15 protein-coding genes are annotated in these 20,308 nt (G+C 63.8%); 13 read left to right on the top strand and 2 right to left on the bottom strand.

Annotated features, from left to right (window positions below):
* Positions 1-26 precede the first annotated feature (26 nt).
* From FTO74_RS17510 to FTO74_RS17485, 6 genes are all read left to right on the top strand, one after another.
* Positions 27-1,100 (top strand): aldose epimerase family protein, encoded by a 1,074-nt coding sequence (locus FTO74_RS17510; RefSeq protein ID WP_255462357.1) that lies wholly within the window; start codon positions 27-29, stop codon positions 1,098-1,100.
* A gap of 6 nt (positions 1,101-1,106) precedes the next feature.
* On the top strand, positions 1,107-1,811 hold the full coding sequence (locus tag FTO74_RS17505; RefSeq protein ID WP_162539300.1) for a CoA transferase subunit A: 705 nt from the start codon (positions 1,107-1,109) through the stop codon (positions 1,809-1,811).
* Positions 1,808-2,473 carry a 3-oxoacid CoA-transferase subunit B gene (locus tag FTO74_RS17500; RefSeq protein ID WP_162539299.1) on the top strand — a complete coding sequence of 222 codons (666 nt, stop codon included), beginning with the start codon at positions 1,808-1,810 and terminating at the stop codon, positions 2,471-2,473. The genes FTO74_RS17505 and FTO74_RS17500 overlap by 4 nt, the downstream gene beginning before the upstream one ends.
* A gap of 111 nt (positions 2,474-2,584) precedes the next feature.
* Complete coding sequence (locus FTO74_RS17495) at positions 2,585-3,637, top strand: UDP-glucose--hexose-1-phosphate uridylyltransferase (RefSeq protein ID WP_162539298.1); 1,053 nt, start codon at positions 2,585-2,587, stop codon at positions 3,635-3,637.
* On the top strand, positions 3,634-4,791 hold the full coding sequence (galK, locus tag FTO74_RS17490; protein WP_162539297.1) for a galactokinase: 1,158 nt from the start codon (positions 3,634-3,636) through the stop codon (positions 4,789-4,791). Before FTO74_RS17495 ends, galK begins: the two co-directional genes overlap by 4 nt.
* On the top strand, positions 4,781-5,692 hold the full coding sequence (locus tag FTO74_RS17485) for an ROK family protein (RefSeq protein WP_255462356.1): 912 nt from the start codon (positions 4,781-4,783) through the stop codon (positions 5,690-5,692). The genes galK and FTO74_RS17485 overlap by 11 nt, the downstream gene beginning before the upstream one ends.
* Before the next feature lie 148 nt (positions 5,693-5,840).
* Here the strand turns inward: FTO74_RS17485 and FTO74_RS17480 are convergent, their stop codons facing one another.
* Positions 5,841-7,100 carry an ROK family protein gene (locus FTO74_RS17480; RefSeq protein WP_162539296.1) on the bottom strand — a complete coding sequence of 420 codons (1,260 nt, stop codon included), beginning with the start codon at positions 7,098-7,100 and terminating at the stop codon, positions 5,841-5,843.
* Positions 7,101-7,473: 373 nt separating this feature from the next.
* Between FTO74_RS17480 and FTO74_RS17475 the strand changes: the two genes are divergently transcribed.
* The 6 genes from FTO74_RS17475 (at position 7,474) to FTO74_RS17450 (ending at position 16,963) form a co-directional block, all read left to right on the top strand.
* On the top strand, positions 7,474-9,207 hold the full coding sequence (locus FTO74_RS17475; protein WP_162539295.1) for a sodium:solute symporter family protein: 1,734 nt from the start codon (positions 7,474-7,476) through the stop codon (positions 9,205-9,207).
* 24 nt (positions 9,208-9,231) lie between these two features.
* Entirely contained in the window at positions 9,232-9,501 is a 270-nt protein-coding gene (locus tag FTO74_RS17470) for a hypothetical protein (protein ID WP_255462355.1), read from the top strand.
* Positions 9,502-9,631: 130 nt separating this feature from the next.
* Positions 9,632-11,044 (top strand): L-fucose/L-arabinose isomerase family protein, encoded by a 1,413-nt coding sequence (locus FTO74_RS17465; protein WP_162539294.1) that lies wholly within the window; start codon positions 9,632-9,634, stop codon positions 11,042-11,044.
* A gap of 65 nt (positions 11,045-11,109) precedes the next feature.
* Complete coding sequence (xylB, locus tag FTO74_RS17460; protein WP_162539293.1) at positions 11,110-12,582, top strand: xylulokinase; 1,473 nt, start codon at positions 11,110-11,112, stop codon at positions 12,580-12,582.
* 247 nt (positions 12,583-12,829) lie between these two features.
* Positions 12,830-13,231, top strand: a complete 402-nt coding sequence (locus tag FTO74_RS17455) for a DUF2237 domain-containing protein (RefSeq protein WP_162539292.1) — start codon at positions 12,830-12,832, stop codon at positions 13,229-13,231.
* 303 nt (positions 13,232-13,534) lie between these two features.
* Complete coding sequence (locus tag FTO74_RS17450) at positions 13,535-16,963, top strand: TonB-dependent receptor (protein WP_162539291.1); 3,429 nt, start codon at positions 13,535-13,537, stop codon at positions 16,961-16,963.
* A gap of 68 nt (positions 16,964-17,031) precedes the next feature.
* Here the strand turns inward: FTO74_RS17450 and FTO74_RS17445 are convergent, their stop codons facing one another.
* The gene (locus FTO74_RS17445) at positions 17,032-18,459 is read right to left on the bottom strand and encodes a sodium:solute symporter family protein (protein WP_162539290.1); all 1,428 of its coding nucleotides are present in this window, start codon (positions 18,457-18,459) and stop codon (positions 17,032-17,034) included.
* Positions 18,460-18,703: 244 nt separating this feature from the next.
* Between FTO74_RS17445 and FTO74_RS17440 the strand changes: the two genes are divergently transcribed.
* Positions 18,704-20,224, top strand: a complete 1,521-nt coding sequence (locus FTO74_RS17440; RefSeq protein ID WP_162539289.1) for a hypothetical protein — start codon at positions 18,704-18,706, stop codon at positions 20,222-20,224.
* Positions 20,225-20,308: the final 84 nt, after the last annotated feature.

The following is a 20,308-nucleotide window of genomic DNA, read 5'->3' as shown; positions in this document are numbered from 1 at the left end:
GATGGGCTTGCGCTATTCTGCTTAGCATGACCACTGCTATAGCTGCACACGGTTCGGTAACCAAGAAGCCCTTCGGCACCATGCCGGACGGGACGACTGTCGACCTCTACACCTTGAAGAGCACGAGCCTCGAGGTAAGCATCACGAACTACGGCGCGCGCGTGGTCGCGATCCGGACGCCGGACCGTACGGGCAAGGTGGCCAACGTCGCCCTCGGTTACGACACGCTGGACGACTACCTGCACGATCCTTCGAGCTACTACGGCGCGGTGGTTGGCCGTTACGGCAACCGTCTGGCCAAGGGCCAGTTCACCATCGACGGGCACCAGTACCAGGTGCCGCAGAACGACCACGGCCAGTCGCTGCACGGCGGCACGCACGGCTTCGACAAGATAGTCTGGGCCGCGAAGGAGATCGCGAACGGCGTGGAGCTGTCGCTGGTGAGCAAGGACGGCGATATGGGCTTTCCCGGCACGCTGACTGTACACGTCAAGTACACGGTAGCGGGCGACGCGCTGCACATCGACTACAGCGCCACGACCGACAAGACCACCGTCATCAACGTAACCAACCACAGCTACTTCAATCTTGCTGGCGAAGGCTCCGGCCTGATCCTGGGGCACGAGATGCAGATTGAGGCCGACGCCTTCACCCCCGTGGACGCGGTGCTCATCCCGACCGGCGTGCTCGAGCCGGTCAAGGGAACCCCCTTCGACTTCCACAAGTCCACCGTCATCGGCGACCGCATCGGCAACGACGACGAGCAGCTAAAGCTGGGCGGCGGATACGACCACAACTGGGTGCTGAACGGCCCCAACGGCGTGATGAAGACCGCGGCCCGCGCCTACGATCCTTCGACCGGACGCGTGCTGACCGTGACTACGACCGAGCCGGGGGTGCAGTTCTACTCGGGCAACTTCCTGACCGGCGCGAAGCCCGGCCATGAGGGTCACCTGTACCCGAAGCGCTCGGGCTTCTGCCTGGAGACGCAGCACTATCCCGACTCGCCGAATCACCCGAAGTTCCCTTCGACCGAGTTGAAGCCGGGGCAGACGATGCACAGCACCACTGTCTTCACCTTCACCACTCAGGGCAAGTAGGCACCGATGCACAAGGTCGTGGAATCGGCAGAGGCTGCCGTCGCGGATATCCGTGACGGCAGCACGGTTATGCTCGGAGGATTCGGGCTGTGCGGCATCCCGGAGAACCTGATCGCGGCGCTGGTGGGCCGTGGCGTCAAGGGATTGCAGACTATCAGCAACAACATGGGCGTGGATGGCTTCGGCATGGGGCTGATGCTGGAGGCGGGAATGATCGCCTCACACATCGGCAGCTACGTGGGCGAGAACCGCCGTCTGGAACAGATGGTCATCTCAGGCGAACTAGCTCTGACGCTGATCCCGCAGGGCACTCTGGCCGAGCGGATTCGCGCGGCCGGTGCGGGGATTCCCGCGTTCTATGTTCCGGCGGGGCTGGGCACGGTCGTAGCCGAGGGCAAGGAGACGCGCTCTATCGGCGACCGCGAGTACCTGCTGGAGCACGCGCTGCACGCCGATTTCGCGCTGGTGAAGGCGTGGAAGGGCGACCGCCACGGCAACCTTGTCTACCGCAAGACGGCGCGGAACTTTAACCCGGCGATGGCCACCGCGGCGAAGATCACCATCGCCGAGGTGGAAGAGCTGGTGGAGCCGGGCGAGCTGGACCCCGACCACATCGTGACGCCGGGCGTCTACGTGCAGCGGATCGTCCTGGGGCAGGGCTACCAGAAGCCGATTGAGGCAAATCTTTTGAAGGCAAGGGCCAGGGCATGACAGGCACTGTGAGCGGCAAGGAGCTAATCGCGCGGCGCATCGCCCGCGAGATCGGCGATGGGTTCTACGTCAACCTCGGCATCGGCCTGCCGACGATGATCGCGGGCTATGTTCCGGCAGGTATCGAGGTCGTCTTCCAGTCCGAGAACGGGATGCTGGGGATAGGGCCGCCGCCCTCGCCCGACGAGGAAGACCCGGACCTCATCAACGCGGGCAAACAGACCGTGACGGCCCTGCCGGGGACGAGCTTCTTCGGCAGCGACGAGTCCTTCGCGATGATTCGCGGCGGCCACATGGACATGAGCGTGCTGGGCGCGATGCAGGTGGCGTCGAACGGCGATCTGGCCAACTGGACGATTCCCGGCAAAATGGTAAAGGGAATGGGCGGCGCGATGGACCTGGTGGCCAGCGCGCGGCGCGTCATTGTGGCGATGGAGCACACGGCGAAGGACGGCTCGCCCAAGATATTGGAGGAGTGCACGCTGCCGCTGACCGGGCGCAGGGTGGTTCACGATATCGTCACGGAGCTGGGGTGGATCAAGGTGACTCCTGACGGGCTGCTGCTGGTCGAGATCGCGGACGGGCTGACGGTGGAAGAGGTTCGTGCGCGGACGGGCTGCGCGTTGGCCGTGGCGGACGAACTGCGGCCAATGACGGCTTAGAGCGAAAAACACGCGTAACGCCCAAGACCGCCGAAGTGCCTCCCGCCAGTGTGAGGACGCTTTTGCCGTTGTTGCCTCTGGGGCAGGTACAGTAGAACTACAATCTCCTCTATGAGTTCAGAGACTACACAGCCGAACCGCAACCGCCCGCACCGCCGGTATAACCCGCTGCGGCGGTCGTGGGTTCTCGTCTCTCCGCAGCGGACAGCGCGCCCCTGGCAGGGAGAGACGACCAAACCGGCTGCTCCCCAGCGCATCGCCTACGACCCATCTTGCTACCTCTGCCCCGGCAACAAGCGCTCGGGCGGGCAGGTAAATCCGCAGTACGACGGCGTCTTCGTCTTCGACAACGACTTCGCAGCCCTGATGCCGGGTGAGCCTGAGTCACTCGTTGGCGAGCCGGACGATCTTCTGCGCGCCGAGGCCGAGACCGGCATCTGCCGCGTGGTCTGCTTCCACCCCGACCACAGCCTGACGCTCTCGCAGATGCAGCCCGCCGATATCGTCAAGGTCGTCGAAGTCTGGCAGCAAGAGACGGTCGAGCTAGGGTCACGCCCGGAGATCAGTTACGTCCAGATCTTCGAGAACCGCGGTGCGATGATGGGTTCGAGCAACCCACATCCTCACTGCCAGATATGGGCCTCGGGCCATGTGCCCGACGAGCCGCTGGCCGAGACCCTGGCCCAGCGGGAGTACTTCTTGAAGCACGGCACCACCCTGCTCGACGACTACCTGAAGCGCGAGCAGCAGTCCGGCGAGCGGATCGTCTGCGAGAACGCCCATTTTGTCGCACTGGTGCCCTTCTGGGCGGTGTGGCCGTTCGAGACGCTGGTACTGCCCAAGTCGCGGCTCGGCAGCTTCGCCGACTTCACGCCGGAGCACTCTGCTGCGCTAGCCGATATCCTGAAGCGGCTGACCACGCGCTACGACAATCTCTTCCAGGTCAGCTTTCCCTACACGATGGGCTTCCACCAGCGCCCGACCGACGGCGAATCCTACCCGGAGTGGACGTTTCACGCGCACTTCTACCCGCCGCTGCTGCGCTCGGCCGAGGTGAAGAAGTTCATGGTCGGCTTCGAGATGCTGGGAATGCCGCAGCGCGACATCACGCCCGAGAGCGCGGCGGAGCGGCTGCGTGGGCTAAGCGAGGTGGCAGGCGGATGAGCGAGATTAACCCCAGAATCGAGACGCTGTTATCCAGGCACCAGCCCGCCGCCGGAGCCGCAACCAAGGTCGTGCAGGCTCCCGGCCGCGTCAACCTGTTGGGCGAGCACACCGACTACAGCGGCGGCTTCTGCATGCCTGCGGCGCTCAGCTACAACACCCTGGTAGCGGTCAGCCCGCGCCCCGACCGCAAGCTGCGTCTCTACTCGCTCGACTTCGAAGAGCGCGTGGAGGTCGATCTCGACGCCCTGCCCAGCCCGCAGAAGGGGCACTGGAGCGCCTACTGCATCGGCGTCGCCTGGAGCCTTGAACAGGAGCGGGTCCCCCTGCGTGGCGGAGACCTGACCCTCACGGGCAATGTGCCCCAGGGCTCGGGCCTCAGCTCCTCGGCCTCGGTGGAGGTGGCCACGGCCACGGCTTTGCTGCATCTGGCGGGTGTCACCCTGCCCGGCGAGCGCATCGCCCTCATCTGCCAGCGCGCGGAGAACGACTACGTGGGCGCGCCCTGCGGCATCATGGACCAGTTCATCTCGGCCTGCGGGCGGCGCGGCAACGCGCTGGCGCTCGATACGCTCAAGCTGACCTACGAGCTGGCTCCACTGCCCGAGACGGTGCGGCTCGTCATCGCCAATTCGATGGTCCGGCACTCGATTGGCGGCGGCGAGTACGGCACTCGTCGGCGCGAGGTCGAGGAGGCAGCAGCAGCCATCGGCGTGCGCGAGCTGCGCGATGCCACTCTGCTCGACCTGATCGAGAGCGAGGGCAGAATGTCTCGGCAGGCGTTTCTGCGCGGGCGGCACGTCATCACCGACAGCCAGCGCGTGCTCGACGGCGCGGCGGCCCTGAAGGCGGGCGAGCTGCGCCGCTTCGGGCACCTGATGCTCGAGGCCCACGCCAGCTACCGCGACGACTTCGAGGCCAGTTGCGAAGAGTGCGACCTGCTGGTCAATCTGGCCAAGGAGCTGGAAGGCTGCTACGGCGCGCGGCTGACAGGCGGCGGTTTTGGCGGATGCACGGTAAACCTGGTCGAGACCGGCGCGAGCGAGGGCTTCGCCCAGGCGCTGGCGGCGGGATACGAAGAGGCCACCGGCATTACGCCGGAGATTTATATATGCGAGTTGGCGGATGGCGCCGGATTGGTGAGTGAGAGCTGAGATGAGGATTGGGATCGACCTGGGTGGAACGAAGATTGAGGCGCTGGCGATCGGCGATGACGGCACGGAGATGGTGCGGCACCGCGTCGATACTCCACGCGAGTACGGGGCCAGCATCGCCGCGATGGTGGCTCTGGTAGAGCGGATCGAGCGCGAGACCGGCCAGCGGGGTACGGTCGGCGCGGGGATTCCGGGGACGGTCTCGAGCCGCACCGGACTGGTGAAGAACGCCAACTCGACGTGGCTGAACGGGATGCCGCTGACGGTGGACCTGGGTGCCGCGATGGGGAGAGAAGTGCGCGTGGCCAACGACGCCAACTGCCTGGCGGTCTCGGAGGCCACGGACGGCGCGGCTGCGGGCGCTCGGGTGGTCTTCGCGGTGATCCTCGGGACGGGCTGCGGGGGTGGAGTTTCCTTCAGCGGGCAGATCCACAACGGGGCCAATGGCGTAGCGGGCGAGTGGGGACACAATCCGCTGCCGTGGGCGACAGCCGCGGAGACGCCCGGGCCCGCATGTTACTGCGGCAAGCACGGCTGCATCGAGACCTGGGTCTCGGGCAGCGGCGTGGCGCGGGAGTTCGCCGACGTGACGGGCCGGAAGTTGACCACGCGAGCGATCGTGGAGGCCGCCGAGGCTGGAGATGCCCAGGCTATGGCTGCTGTGGAACGGTTTGAGGAGCGGCTGGCCCGCTCGCTGGCCACTATCGTCCATACGCTCGACCCCGATGTGATCGTCTTCGGGGGCGGGCTGTCGCGTGTGGCCCGGTTGTACGAGGAGCTGCCCGGCAAGATGGCTCCGTATGTCTTCGGCGGCGAGTTTCATACGCCGCTGCTCCCGGCGAAGTATGGGGATTCGAGCGGCGTGCGTGGAGCGGCGTGGCTCTGGCCTGCACGGGGGTAAACCACGAACCGCATGAAGTGCTACCCGTCCGGCGTAAGAGCGCCTTTGCCGTTGTTTCTGGAATAGGTCGGCAAAAGCTCTGTCCTGCCGGACGGGCCTCCCGTGCGGAGGGCGGTCACTTCGTGACTTTCATCTTTGTTTTGCTAGTTCAAGAAGCAACGGTCCTCCCGTTGGTCGGAAGCCGGGAGTTTCTCTGGCTGGAGACGCGCTGCAGCAGCACTGCCGCCGCCCCCCGCAACCTCGCCGACTCCGCATCCGTCGCCGGAACCAGTCTCGGAAGTACCTGCGCCAGCATATTAGCCGACATATGCTTCTCAATTACCGGCGCAAAGATACCCCACAACGAGGTAATCTCCCCCGTCACCAGAATCACCTCCGGCGAGAGCGCCGCCACCAGCAGCCGCAGGCCCTTGCCGATGTACTCGGCCTGCCGGGTCAGCGCGGCGAGCGCGGGAGGATCGCCCTCTTCGGCTAGATGCAGCAGGCTATCCATAGTGCTCACGGCGGGCGCGCCGGTCTCGTGGCGATGCTCGTCATAAAAACGTAGCGCCGCGGAAGAGGAGCCGAGCATCTCCCAGCAGCCGAGCTGTCCGCAGGCGCAGCGGGGGCCGTTGCTGTCGAGCTGGATATGCCCGAACTCCCCTGCCATGCCCGCCCGCCCGCGCGAGAGCTGCCCGTTGACCAGCAGCGCCGTGCCGATACCCTCGGCTATGGCCACCAGCACTGCGTCGCGGATACCGTCCATGCGGCCAAACCAAAGCTCGGAGAGCAGGCAGCCGTTAGCGTCGTTCTCCAGTTCGACGGGCAGCCGCGTCTGCGCCTCAAATGCCTCGCGGATATCCAGATTGGCCCAGTCCAGGTTGGGCGCGAAGATCAGGTGCTGGGTCGAGGGGTCGATGCGTCCGGGGAGGCTGACGCCGATGCCCTCGATGGTCAGGGAGGGGTGCTCGGCCTGGATGGCGGCCATGCAGTCGGAGATGCTGCGGATGGCGCGCTGCGGCTCGGAGGCCAGCGGAATGATGCGCCGCGTGAGCAGCCGACCGGGCAGGTCGATGAGCGCGACGATGGCGCGCTTGGGGCGCACGTCGGCCACCAGGATGGCGAGCCGGTCGTTGAGCGTGAGCATGGTGGGACGGCGGCCGCGCGGCCGGGCCACGGAGCCGCCCTCGGTGATCCAGTGGTCGGCCTTCAGGTCGTCCACGATGAGTGAGACCATGCCGGGCCGCAGCCCGGAGATGCGGGCCAGGTCGGCGCGGGAGACGGGCTGGTGGGCGCGGATGAGCTTCAGCAGCGGGTCGCGCGCCTGCACCCTCAGGTCGCCCGCAGGCACATCCCCGGCGAGCCCACCGTTGCTGCGGGGCGCGGTGTCGGGCTTCGAGTTCGGCGTCGTATTGCGGGCTGGGGTCATGTAGGGGGCGGAATGAGACTTGGCAACCGATATTATTCTCTCGGGGAAGAAAAGAGCAAGCCCCCGAGGGCGCGATTTTTTCACATAAGAGAAAAAGCCGGTTTTGGTGTGCTGGTCGGACCAAAAAGTATCCCTATAACGGCTCCATCACAGGCTTTACTCCTGCCAAATTCCGAGTTGCATCACGCTTCGTCTTTACTGCATTCGGAGAGCAATCCCGTCTCCCGCGCCCGTTCTCCGCAATCTTTATTTCGTTGACGTACCCATAGCGCGCAACATATATTCACGTTCGCAGACTAAAGCAAAGTCGGCCGCGTATCCGCATGTTCCGGGGTACCCGAATGTGAGCTGAAATCGGGTGAACCCCAAGTATATGAACTCTTCTCCATCGCTCGCTCTGCTCCTTCCGCACGGTCAGCTCACGCACCTTGCCGGCGTCGATATCGTGATCCTGGCGTTGTACTTCGCGCTGGTCATCTTCATCGGCTTCTACGTCAAGGGTTCGACCAACACCAGCGAGGAGTTCTTTCTGGCCGGACGCGAGATGTCGGCGTGGATCGCCGGTCTGAGCTTCGTCTCGGCCAACCTGGGGTCATTGGAACTGATGGGCTGGGCGGGCGCGGCCTACCAGTACGGCATGCTGGCCACGCACTGGTACTGGATCGGCGCGATCCCGGCCATGCTCTTCCTCGGCATCGTGATGATGCCGTTCTACTACATCTCGAAGACGCACTCGGTGCCCGGCTACCTGCACCTGCGCTTCGGCGAGGGCGCACGCGCAGTCAGCGCGGTCTCCTTCGCCCTGATGACCATTCTGATGAGCGGTGTGAACATGTACGCCATGGCCGTCGTCATGCAGACCGTCCTCGGCTGGAACATCACGTTCTCCATCTGGGTGGGCGCGGGCACGGTGGCGCTGTACGTCATGCTCGGCGGCCTGCGCTCGGCCATCATCAACGAGGTGCTCCAGTTCATCCTCATCTGGGCGGGCGCGGCGATGATTCCGATCCTCGGACTCATCGAGGCGGGCGGCTGGACGCAGCTCAAGCAGAACATCGCCACCAACATCGGCAACGCCAACTACACCCACATGTGGACGACGCTCGGCCACTTCAGCGACAACCCCATGGGCGTCCACTGGACCGGCATCGTCTTCGGCCTCGGCTTCGTCATCAGCTTCGGCTACTGGACTACGGACTTCCTCGTGGTCCAGCGCGTGCTCAGCGCCAACAACCTGCGCGCTGCCAAGATGGCCCCGGTGATCGGCGCGGCCTTCAAGATGGCTGTCCCGCTGATCGTCATCGTGCCGGGCCTCGTCGCCCTTTCGCTGCACAACCCCGACGGCTCGAAGATGTTCGACCTCGTCCCGGCCAGCATCGCCAAGGTGACCGGCCAGCACAGCTACGACGACGTGCTGCCCCTGATGCTGATCCGCTACTGCGGCCCCGGCCTGTTGGGTCTCGGCATCACCGCGCTGATCGCGGGCTTTATGAGCGGCATGGCGGGCAACGTCAGCGCCTTCTCCACCGTCTGGACCTACGACCTCTACGGTGCGTTCATCAACAAGAAGGCATCGGACAGCCACTACGTTGCGATGGGTCGCTGGTCCACCGTGGTTGGTATGCTCATCTCGATCGCCACGGCGTATCTGGTGATGAACGCCAACTCGATCATGGACTACGTGCAGGCGCTCTTCAGCTTCTTCATCGCGCCGCTCTTCGGCACGGTGATCCTGGGCATGTTGTGGAAGCGGGCGACCAAGGCGGGCGGCTTCTGGGGCCTGCTGGCGGGCACGGCGTCCTCGGTGGCCATGTTCATCTGGGTCCAGACCGACGGCACCGCGCTGCGCTACATTGCGATGAGCCCCGACGCCAAGCCGATGGCCGAGAACCTCTACCGCGCGCTGTGGAGTTGGATCATCTGCGTGGCGGTCACCATCGTCGTGAGCCTGATGGGCAAGCCGATGCCGCACGAGGAGCTTTCGGGCCTCGTCTACGGCGTCACGCCGCTGCCGGACGACGGCGCGAAGAACCTCTTCGAGAAGCCGATCTTCTGGGCGGTCGTCGTCATCACCGTCTTCTTCGTTCTCAACCTCATCTTCTTCTAGAAGCAACTGGTATCAGGAGCCGTCATGCATGACGAGACGCAGGACCCCAAGCCGCACATCAACATCCCCGAGGGAGTAGCCGTCGCCGACGCGCACACGGAGCTTTCCATCTGGTTCTTCTGCGGCATCCTGATGCTGGCCTACGGTCTGGTGCTGATCGTGCAGGGGATTCTCGACCTTTCGAACCCTCCGCACACGATCCTGGCCAACCTGCACCCGACGCTGAAGTGGGGCCTCTTTCTCACACTCTTCGGAGGCTTTTACACGATCCGTTTCCGCCCCGGCAAAGGATAACGAAGCGTTCTCACAACTTCGTTACCATAAGGTTCAAGCCTGACTCAACCCGGCGTCCGCACGGCAACGCACTCGGTCCAGTCAATAACTAATAACGAGAAGCTTTTACTAACATTTTTTAGGAGCGCACATGGCGAAGCAGATGACAATGGGTGTAATCGTAGGCAACCGTGGCTTTTTCCCCAGCCACCTGGCCACGAGCGGCAGGCTCGAGATGATCGCGGCGCTTGAGGCCGCGGGCATCAAGCCGATCGTCCTCACCCCCGAGGAGACGGCGCACGGAGCAGTCGAGACCTACGAGGACGCGAAGAAGTGCGCGGTCCTGTTCAAGAAGCACGCCGACGAGATCGACGGCATCATCATCACGCTGCCGAACTTCGGTGAAGAGCGCGGCCTGGCCGACGCCATCCGCCTGGCGAACCTGAACGTTCCTATCCTCATCCAGGCCACGCCGGATTCGACCAGCAAGATGACCATCGCCTTCCGCCGCGACAGCTTCTGCGGCAAGATGTCGATCTGTAACAACCTGAAGCAGTACGGCATTCCGTACACGCTCACCACGCTGCACACCGAAGCTCCCGATTCGGCTGAGTTCAAGGCCGACCTGTCCGTCTTCGCGGGCACCTGCCGCGTCGTGCGCGGCCTGCGCAACGTGCGCATCGGAGCCATCGGCGCGCGTCCCACGGCCTTCAACACGGTCCGCTACTCGGAGAAGCTGCTCGAAAAGAGCGGCATCACGGTAGAGACGCTCGACCTCTCCGAGGTCATGGGCCGCATCACCCGCATGAGCGACAACGACGACGCCGCGCAGGCCAAGCTCGCCGCCATCAAGCAGTACATCCCCGTCGGCCAGACCCCCGAGGCCGCGCTGATGAAGATGGCCAAGCTGGGCGCGGTTATCGACCACTGGATGAAGGCGTCGGAGCTTACCGTCTCGGCCGTGCAGTGCTGGACCTCCATCGAAGAGTTCCTCGGCATCGTGCCTTGCACGGTGATGAGCATGATGAGCGAGAACCTGATCCCCTCGGCCTGCGAGGTCGACGTGCTGGGCACGCTCAGCATGTATGCGCTGGGATTGGCCAGCGAGACGCCCTCCGCGCTGCTCGACTGGAACAACAACTACGGCGACAACCCGGACAAGGCTGTCTGCTTCCACTGCTCCAACCTGCCCAAGCACTTCTTCAATGAAGGCGTGAAGATGGACTATCAGCTCATCATCGCGGGCACGGTAGGCAAGGAGAACACGCACGGCACGCTCGACGGCACGGTCAAGGCCGGAGCCATGAGCTATGCGCGCTTCTCCACCGACGACTTTACCGGCAAGATCACCGGCTACGTGGGCGAGGGAGCCTTCACCAACGATCCGCTCAACACCTTCGGCGGCGCGGGCGTGGTCGAGATCCCCAAGATGCAGGAGCTGCTCCGCTACATCTGCGAGAACGGCTTCGAGCATCACGTGGCGGCGAGCTTCTCGACCACCGCGGCCCCTGTCTTCGAGGCAGCCAGCAAGTACCTGGGCTGGAAGATGCACTGGCACAAATAAAGCAGCACAGCGGGGGAGCGGGGCAGTGCGCCCAGCTCCCTCTTTTTCTTGCGAGGGATACGAAAATGTTCTTAGGCGTGGATGTAGGTACGGGTGGTACGCGGGCGATCCTGGTGGATCGGGACGGGCGCGTGGTGGTGTCGGAGGCTTGCGAGCATCAGCCGATTCACTCGGCGGAGATCGGCTGGGCCGAGCAGGACCCCGACGACTGGTGGCACGCGGCCAAGACCGCCATCGGCGGCGTCATGCGCTGGGCGCGCGAGAACGGCAAGGCAGTCGAGTCGGTCGGGCTCACCGGCCAGATGCACGGCTGCGTTATGCTTGACGCCGACGGCAAGGTGCTGCGTCCGGCGCTCATCTGGTGCGACCAGCGCACCCAGCCGCAGTGCGACTGGCTCAACGAGACCATCGGCTACGAGCGGATGATCGAGCTGACCTGCAACCCCGCGCTGCCGAACTTCACGCTCACCAAGCTGCTCTGGGTGCGTGAGCATCAGCCGGAGATCTTCGCCAAGATCGCCCACGTGCTCTGCCCCAAGGACTACGTTCGCTACAAGCTCACGGGCGAGTACGCCATTGACATGCAGGAGGCCTCGGGCACACTGCTGCTCGACGTCACCTACCGCCGCTGGTCCACCGAAGTCGCCGCCGCCGCGGGCATCCCCATGTCGTGGCTGCCGAGCCTCTTTGAAGGCCCCGAGGTCTGCGGGCGCATCCTGCCCGAAGCTTCCTCAGTCACCGGCCTTGCCGCTGGCACGCCGGTCGTCGCGGGCGCAGGCGATCAGGGCGCGGGCGCGGTCGGCATGGGCATCCTCGAGCCGGGTTCGGTCTCGGCCACTATCGGCACCTCGGGCGTGGTCTTCGCGGCCACGGCTGCGCCGACCAAGGACGCGCACGGACGCCTCCACACCTTCTGCCACGCGGCTCCCGGCATCTGGCACGTCATGGGCGTCACCAACGGCGCGGGCCTCAGCTTCCGCTACTTCCGCGACACCTTCACCCCGCAGCTCGGCTACGACGACCTGACCGCGCTGGCCGCGAAGGTTCCCGCCGGTTCGGACGGAATGCTCTGGGTGCCGTACCTCTTCGGCGAGCGCACTCCGCACCTCGACCCCGACGCCCGCGCGGCCTTCATCGGCGTCACGGCCTCGCACACCCTCGGCCACTTCGTCCGCGCGGTTTTGGAAGGCGTGGCTTTTAGCCTCAAGGACACCTTCACCCTCTTCGAGGAGCTGGCGATCCCGGTCGAGAAGATCCGCCTCGGCGGCGGCGGCGCACGCGGCCCGCTCTGGCGGCAGATCCAGGCCGATGTCTACAATCACTCGGTCGAGCTGCTCGAGGCCGAGGAGGGCGGAGCCTTCGGTGCAGCGCTGCTGGCGGGTACGGGTGTCAACGCGTGGCCTTCGGTGCAGGCTGCCTGCGCGGCCACCATCCGCGCGGCGGCGGTCATCCCCCCGACCAGCGCGGCGGCGATGCAGGCTGCGTATCCGCGCTACCGGCGTATCTACCCGGCGCTCAAGGGAGTGTTTCAGGCGTAAAGATTCTGTCCTGCCGGACGGGCCCGCTACGCGCGGGGCGGTCACTTCGTGACGCGTATAGCTTGTCTCGGTAAATCAACCACAGCGGTCCTCCCGTTGGTCGGAAGCAAGCGATTCTCGCTACCGACCAACGGGAGGACCGCTGTGGTTGATCCTGCCCATACCGCCCCGAGTACAGCACGAAGTGCCCCGGCATGAGGGCGCTTTTGTTTTTAAGTGGGATACTGGAAAGAAGGACAAGTAACCGATGCCGACAATTGAACCGATCTCTTCCCGTGGCAAGAATGTACTAGGCCAGCCGCTGGCGATCTGCGGCTGCGAGCCGATGACCGGCTTCTACCGCACTGGCTGCTGCGAGACCGGCCCGGAGGACTTCGGCGTACACACCATCTGCTGCGTGGTAGATGAGCCGTTCCTGCGTGCATCGAAGGCGCTGGGTAACGATCTATCGACGCCGATGCCGCAGTACGGTTTTGCCGGGTTGAAGCCGGGTGATCGCTGGTGCGTATGCGCGGCGCGCTGGCTCGAGGTGCAACAGGCTGGAGCCGCATGTCCTGTTCTGCTCGAAGCGACACATGAAAATACGTTAAAAATCGTGCCCTTCGAGCTGTTGGTGCAGTATGCGGTGATCCCCGACCAACTCCACTGAGTGCGTGGGTTAGCTGTTCCGATACGGGACAACGCCTGAAAATCCTCTATGAGATGGTGGGAGTGCGGCATTTCGCGCGTGGCCTTAGACGGGATGTTGTCAGCAAAGTTGAGACAAGGAAGTAAAAATAACTTGACTTCTCTTCCGTGCTGAAAGAGGCTTGGGTTATTCAATACTGAAGAGACTGAAGATTCGTCTCGAGCTTGCACCCTTCTCCCCTTGGGGCAAGACTGAACCATAAACGGCAGCACCGCGACCCAGACGGTGCACCGACGTAAAAAAATCAGGAGCCAGACAGTTCATATGAACTTTAAACGATTTAAAACGCTCGCCATTACGGCGATCTTTGCTGCTGCGGCGCATTCAGCCCTCCCCCAAACCTCCGGTGTCGGTAATATCACCGGAACGGTTACAGATACGTCCGGAGCTGTCGTACCCGGCGCTTCGGTCGTAGTTATCGATACGGATACCGGCGTCACCCGCAACCTGACCACCAACGGTGCGGGCGAGTACAACGCGAGCTTCCTCCAGCCCGGCCACTATGAAGTGATCCTGGGCGGCGGCAGCTTCGGCAAGGTCGATCGCAAGAACCTGCTGTTGACCGTAGGCCAGACGCTCTCGATCGACGCCGCGCTCTCCGCCGGTTCGGTCGCCACGCAGGTCGAGGTCACCAGTGCGGCTCCGCTCGTCGACACCGACAAGACCGAGGTCTCGCAGACCATCGGCGCGGCTTTGATCGCCAACCTGCCCATCGCCTCGCGCAACTGGAGCGCCTTCGTCCTCAACACGCCGAACGTCACGCAGGACGGCGGTTCGGGTCTGGTCAGCTTTCACGGCATCAGCGGCCTCTACAACCAGAACTACGTAGACGGCTCGAATAACAACCAGATGCTCTTCTCCGAGGCCCGCGGCCGCGCCTCCGGTGCGCCATACGTCTACTCCATCGACTCCATCAAGGAGTTCCAGGCCGAGACCTCGAACTACTCGGTCGAGTTCGGCCAAGCGGCCGGTGGACAGGTAAACGCCATCACCAAGAGCGGCACCAACCAGTTCCACGGCGACGCCTTCTACTACCTGCGTTATCCGACACTCAACGCGCTCGATCCCTACAGCAAGTTCCAGGCACTGCACAACGGAGCCACGCCCTTCCTGCTGACCCAGCCCGTCCATCAGCAGCAGCAGTTCGGCGGCTCCATTGGCGGACCGATCATCAAGGATCGTCTCTTTTTCTTCTTCACTTATGACGGCTTCCGTAAGGTCGGCCGCGCGCTTTACTCCGATACGAACTACATCTCGCTGACGCCTTCGGCTGTGGTTGCGCCGCCAGCGGGCACCTCGGCGACCACCCTGGTGACGCCGACGCAGTGCCCCGCGACCATCACCGCGGCGCAGTGTAACAACGGTATCGCGTTCCTGCTGAACGTAGCTAACATCGCTCCCGGCCAGACGCCGCCCTCGCGCTTCCAGAAGCAGAACCTCTTCTTCCCCCGTCTGGATGCTCACATCAACAGCCGAAACGATGCGTTCGTGGACTACAATTTCGCGGACTACGACAGCTCTTACGGTTATAGCCCGGCTCCTACCTTCTCCAACAGCTCGCCCAGCACCAACGGTCCCACCAGCTACCACGAGCGTTTCCTGGTAGCCGGACTCACCACCCAGATCGGCAAGTCCTCGGTCAACCAGGTTCACTTCCAGTACGGACGCGATCTTGAGACTGCTGGTGCCTATGCCTCCGGGCCCAGTGTGGCAACAGGCGTCGTCACCTTCGGTATGCCCAACGCTCTGCCCCGCGTGGCCGAGCCGGACGAGCACCGCACCCAGTTCACCGATGTCTTTTCCACCACCAAGGGACATCACACCCTCAAGTTCGGAGGCGACGTCAACCTCGTTCACGAGGTCATGATCAATCTCTTCCAGGGCGGCGGTGTCTACAGCTACGGCGACTCCACCCCCACGCTCAACTTCCAGGACTGGATCCAGGACGCCTTCGCGGGTCAGGCAGGTAACACCGATCCTTACGCCGGATATCACTACAACACGTTCGTCCAGACGATCGACATCGTGAACACTGCTCCGGGAACGCAGGGTAAGGACGACTTCTGGATGAAGATGTTCGACGGCTTCGCCGAAGACACCTGGAGGGTCACACCCAACTTGACCCTGACGGTCGGCCTCCGTTACGACATCCAGTTGACCCCCGCACCGGGCCTCGTCAACAACAACTTCGCCCCGATCTCGACGCAGTATAGCGGCACGATCAAGAATGTGACCGACCGCGTTCAGCCTCGCATCGGCTTTAGCTGGACTCCCTACGGCGGCTCCGGCACGGTGGTTCGCGGCGGTTACGGTATGTTCTCCGCGCTCAACCAGGGCAGCACCTACTACGCTATGCGGGTTGAGAACGGTGTCGTTCAGGTGAACTACAACTACACGGGATGCCAGAGCTCGGTCGGCGCTCCGACGACTGCGAACCCCAAGCCGCGGTGTACGACGGTTCCCAGCGCCAGCAACAGCCTGCAGTATCCCCTCGTGCCGTTCCCCGTCACCGGTCCTCCGCTCTCGTCGGCGCTCTTTCCTACCGGCGGCACGGCTCCCTCGGTCAATGGCCCCGCGATCCTGGGTTCTCAGAGCTTCCACGGTCTGGACCCCAACTTCGTTCCGCCGCTGGCGCACGAGGCTGACCTGAGCGTGGAGCAGGCTCTGCCCGGCAAGATGACCCTCTCGGTCGGCTACGTCGGAACCCGCGCTCTGCGCCTGCCGGTCTTCGTCGATGCTAACCTCATCGGGCAGACGCCCCATGGAACGGCCAGCTACAACGTCACCGACTCCAGCAACAAGGTCATCAAGCAGTTGACGGTGCCGGTCTACCTGCAGAGCGACCGCCGCAGCTCGGCGATCACCTCGATCAACACCGGCTTCAGCATCGCCAACACCTGGTATAACTCGCTCGCGGCAACGGTTCGTCGTCCCTTCAGCAACGGACTCGAGGTGCTGGCGAACTATACCTGGGCGCGTGCGACCGATACGGGCCAGGTTCAGGGAACCAATGGAACCTTCTACGGCGGCGACACACCGCTCGATCCGAATAACGTTCGCCGCGATAACGGCCCGTCGGATACCGACATCCGCAATCGCTTCACCCTCAGCTTCGTCTACAAGCCGCAGATCTTCGAGGGTAACAAGATCGTCAAGCACCTCGTCGACGACTTCACCTTCTCGGGCGGCTTTATCGCGTCGGGCGGCCAGCCGATCTTCCTTGGGATGAGCGGCACGGTCTACTCCGGTACGGGAACGAGCTATGGAGCCGACGGCAACATCTATGGCGGCGCCATGAGCTCCAGCTCGGGTTCGGCGACCACCGGACGTCCTCCCCAGATCGGACGCAACAGCATCTACGGGCCGGGGTTCAACAACTTCGACTTCCGGGTTGCGCGCGATATTCCGATCTACCGCCGCATGTACATGCAGGTTACGGCGGACGCCTTCAACCTGCTCAACCACACCATCATCACGGGTGTGAACGGAACCTACTCGCAGTATCTCGCGTCGGGCTCCTCCTCTGGAACCCTGAAGTGCAATGTTACGAGCGCACCGACTGGCTCCACGTTCCAGGGCTGCATCGCGCCCTACAGCGGAACCGGTCTGAGCGCCTTCGGGGCACCCTCGGGCACCAACAACAGCCTCTACGGCCCGCGTCAGATGCAGTTCGCCGCGAAGCTGTTCTTCTAAACTCAACCGCAGCAGCAAAGAGCACGGCCCCGGATTTATCCGGGGCCGTGCTCTTTTTACTGTGGTGACTACTCCGCGAAGGGAGCTAGCTGGGCTTCGCTTGGCGGCTTCGTCATCAGGCTTACCAGCCCGAGGCAGAGCAGCGATCCCACCAGAGCGGGGAAGATCGCGTCGCGCTCGGCGATGGCGGGCGGCAGGTGCGTGTGGATGAAGTGCGTGTCCCACAGCACTGTGACGAAGGTGCCCACAGCAATGCTGGTCACGGCTCCCGCCGCCGTCGCACGCCTCCAGAAGAACGCCGCCAGGATCACCGGCGTCAGCGCGGCCGAGTAGATCGTATAGGCGTAGAGCGCCTTTTCGAGCACCGAGTGGGTTCCCAGCGACTGCGCCAGCGACCACAGGCCGAGGAAGACCACGAGCACCCGGCTGACCAGCAGCACGCTGCGGTGCGAGGCGTCGGGCCGCAGGTAGCGCACGAAGACATCGTTGATGAGGTTGGTCGCGGGCGAGAAGAGGTAGTTGTTGGCGGTCGAGATGACCTTGGCAAAGATGGCCCCAACCATCACGGCTCCCAGCAGTCGCGGCAGCCCGTGCAGCGCGGTGTAGGCGAGGATCTCGCGCGGGTTCTCGTGGACTTCTCCAGCGGGAAAGAGCGCCGAGCCGACCACTGCCAGAGCCGCGATAACCGACTCGAGGATCACGATGCCGATGAACCAGCCCACGACGGCGCGGGTGGCATCCTTCTCCGTCTTGGCCGAGAAGAACTTCTGGTACATCGACTGGTTGCCGAGCATGAGCAGGCACGTGGGCAGGAACAGTTCGAAGGCGCGCAGCAGGGTGAAGTCGCCGAGGAGCTGAAAGTGTGTGGCGGGCAGGGTCGCGGCGATGTGGTGCCATCCCCCGGCCGCATGGGCGAGCACGGGTAGCGCGGCCAGTAGCGCGAAGGTCGCCAGAAGCCCAATGGCGACGTCCATGTAGGCGACCGAACTCATGCCCGCGATGGCGGTGAAGACGATGACGAAGGCGGCGATGATCTCCTGCCCGTGGCGCGCGCTCAGACTGGGGAAGACGAGGTGCATGATGTCGCCGCCGCCGATGAACTGGTAGCTGGTGATGGCTGTGTAGGTGAAGAGCACGGCGATGACGCCGAGCACGCGTGCGGTCTGGTTGTAGCGGGCCTCGAGCAGGTCGGGAATGGTGTACTGGGCGAACTTGCGCGCGCGCGGCGCGATGAAGTAGATCAGCAGCAGCCCGGCCCAGCCTCCGGCGGCCTGCCAGAGCGCGGCAAAGCCGTGCCGGTAGGCGTTCTCGGCTCCGGCCAGCAGCGAGCCCGAGCCGATCCACGAGGAGAGCAGCGTAAAGATCAGTACGAAGGCAGGCAGGGAGCGACCGGCGACGAGGTAGTCGGCCCGGGTCTTGACCTTGCTGACACGCGTGAGCGAGACCGTGAGGAGTGTGAGAACGATGAGGCCGAGGACAAAAGCGTAGAGGTTCATGCGTGGGGTCAGTGTACTTGAGCGGGCGAGTGCGGCGGTGGACGCGTACATCGGCCATTCACACTGCGACGCGGGTTTTGACGTTTGCCGGGGTGCCCCCTACACTACACAGAGACCTGCTTAGAGTCATCGGACTGCTGGGATGGCTTTGTTCTTGTTCTAGGTAGAATCACGGCTCGCCTTGGGCAGCCAGCCTGGGCAACCACTCGAGATATAAACTCCTCGGCTCGTCGAAAGCGTATTCATGAATCTCAAGCGTATCTTCCAGCTCCTCCTCTCCAGTTTGCTCAGCCAGGGAGTTTCGGTTATCACGCAGTTGTTGGTGCCGCCATTTTTTCTGCGCTTTTACGGCAGCGGCGTCGAGGTCTATGGGGAGTGGATCGCGCTGAGCGCCTCGGTCAACTACCTCTCCACGCTGAACTACGGCATCCAGACCTACGCCAATAACGAGATGACGATCCTGTACAACCGGGGCGACGTCGAAGGAGCCAAGTCGGTTCAGGCGAGCGCCTTCCGGCTGTTGCTGCTGCTGGTGCTGGTGTTCGGAGTGGTGGGGGCGGTGGTCTTCTTCCTGCCCATCGCCTCTTGGCTGAAGCTGCGGCATGAGAGCTCGATGGCCGCGGCGCTGACGCTCTACCTGCTGATCTTGCAGCTCGGCGTCAACATGCTCTTCAGCCTGCTGACCAACTGCTACATGGTGGTAGGGCAGTTGCATCGGGGCTACTCCTGGGCAAGCGCGCAGAGGCTGTTCAGCGTGCTGATTATGGCGGCGGCGATCTGGCGGCGCAGCTCGTTTCCGGTGCTGGCGGGGATTCAACTGGGCTCGCTGCTGCTGTTTATGGTGCTGGTGCTGATCGACGTGCGCCGGACGTCGGAGATGCTGCTGCCCTCGCTGCGCTACGGCAGTTGGAAGCAGGTGTTGACGATTCTCAAGCCCAGCGGCCACTTCGGCCTGATCGCCGTCGCCGGGTTCCTCACCTGGCAGGGGCCGGTGCTGCTGATTCAGCGCGTGCTCGGGCCGGGAGCGGTGGCGGTCTTTGCCCTGATCCGGGTGGTCTTCCAGATGTCGCGGCAGTTGTTGATGACTGCCAGCACGACCATCGCGCAGGATATTACGCGGCTGGTGGGGCAGCAGGACTGGAAGCAGCTGCGGCGGCTCTACGACCTCTCCGAGCGCGTCGTCCTGTTCCTCATTCCGGTGGTGAGCATCGGCAGTCTGCTGCTGTGCCCGTTCCTGTTCACGGTCTGGCTGCACAAGCGAGATATGTATAACCCGATGCTCTGCCTGCTGATGGCGATCGTCTCGGCGGTGCTGGGGATCAAGGAGCATAAGACGCAGTTCCAGTCGTCGAGCAACGAGCACGAGAAGCTGTCGGTGTTCATCCTGTGGGGCTATGCGATCATGCTGGGCGTGTCGGTCTTTACGATGCACCTGTACGGATTGCCTGGGTTCATCCTGACGTGGCTGGTGTGGGAGGTCATTCAGACGGGCTTCGTCCTGCGGATGAACGACGAGCTCTTCCCCAAGGAGATGGCCGTCAGCAGCGAGCCGATCGTCCGCCTCGTCCTCTTCCTGACGGTTGCCTTTGCGATTGCGGCGGTGCCGACGTGGCGTGGCGTGCACTGGCCGTTGGTGACTGTCGTGTCGGTGGCTGTGGGGATGTCCGCGGCCTTTGCGGTCGCGGCCTACTTTGTCTTTGGCATGGGCGAGGTGCGGGAGCTGCTGGTGTCTCGGCTACGGAGTCGCTTTGCCCCGACCACCTAGTGCTCTCCTCGTTGGCCGGAAGCGATGCTGGCTTCCGACCAACGGAAGGACCCATGCTGATTACTTACCCATACAGCCCCAAGA

The sequence above is a fragment of the Granulicella sp. WH15 genome (assembly GCF_009914315.1).
GTDB lineage: Bacteria > Acidobacteriota > Terriglobia > Terriglobales > Acidobacteriaceae > Edaphobacter.
The sequence above is the reverse complement of the archived record's forward strand: the minus strand, read 5'-3'. Positions and strand labels throughout refer to the sequence as shown.

Excerpts from the sequence above, each read along its gene's own strand:
- FTO74_RS17495 (WP_162539298.1), top strand. The coding sequence starts at position 2,585 with ATGAGTTCAGAGACTACACAGCCGAACCGCAACCGCCCGCACCGCCGG.
- FTO74_RS17510 (WP_255462357.1), top strand. The coding sequence starts at position 27 with ATGACCACTGCTATAGCTGCACACGGTTCGGTAACCAAGAAGCCCTTC.
- FTO74_RS17445 (WP_162539290.1), bottom strand. The coding sequence starts at position 18,459 with ATGAACCTCTACGCTTTTGTCCTCGGCCTCATCGTTCTCACACTCCTC.
- FTO74_RS17500 (WP_162539299.1), top strand. The coding sequence starts at position 1,808 with ATGACAGGCACTGTGAGCGGCAAGGAGCTAATCGCGCGGCGCATCGCC.
- xylB (WP_162539293.1), top strand. The coding sequence starts at position 11,110 with ATGTTCTTAGGCGTGGATGTAGGTACGGGTGGTACGCGGGCGATCCTG.
- FTO74_RS17465 (WP_162539294.1), top strand. The coding sequence starts at position 9,632 with ATGGCGAAGCAGATGACAATGGGTGTAATCGTAGGCAACCGTGGCTTT.
- galK (WP_162539297.1), top strand. The coding sequence starts at position 3,634 with ATGAGCGAGATTAACCCCAGAATCGAGACGCTGTTATCCAGGCACCAG.
- FTO74_RS17480 (WP_162539296.1), bottom strand. The coding sequence starts at position 7,100 with ATGACCCCAGCCCGCAATACGACGCCGAACTCGAAGCCCGACACCGCG.
- FTO74_RS17475 (WP_162539295.1), top strand. The coding sequence starts at position 7,474 with ATGAACTCTTCTCCATCGCTCGCTCTGCTCCTTCCGCACGGTCAGCTC.
- FTO74_RS17470 (WP_255462355.1), top strand. The coding sequence starts at position 9,232 with ATGCATGACGAGACGCAGGACCCCAAGCCGCACATCAACATCCCCGAG.
- FTO74_RS17440 (WP_162539289.1), top strand. The coding sequence starts at position 18,704 with ATGAATCTCAAGCGTATCTTCCAGCTCCTCCTCTCCAGTTTGCTCAGC.
- FTO74_RS17505 (WP_162539300.1), top strand. The coding sequence starts at position 1,107 with ATGCACAAGGTCGTGGAATCGGCAGAGGCTGCCGTCGCGGATATCCGT.
- FTO74_RS17450 (WP_162539291.1), top strand. The coding sequence starts at position 13,535 with ATGAACTTTAAACGATTTAAAACGCTCGCCATTACGGCGATCTTTGCT.
- FTO74_RS17455 (WP_162539292.1), top strand. The coding sequence starts at position 12,830 with ATGCCGACAATTGAACCGATCTCTTCCCGTGGCAAGAATGTACTAGGC.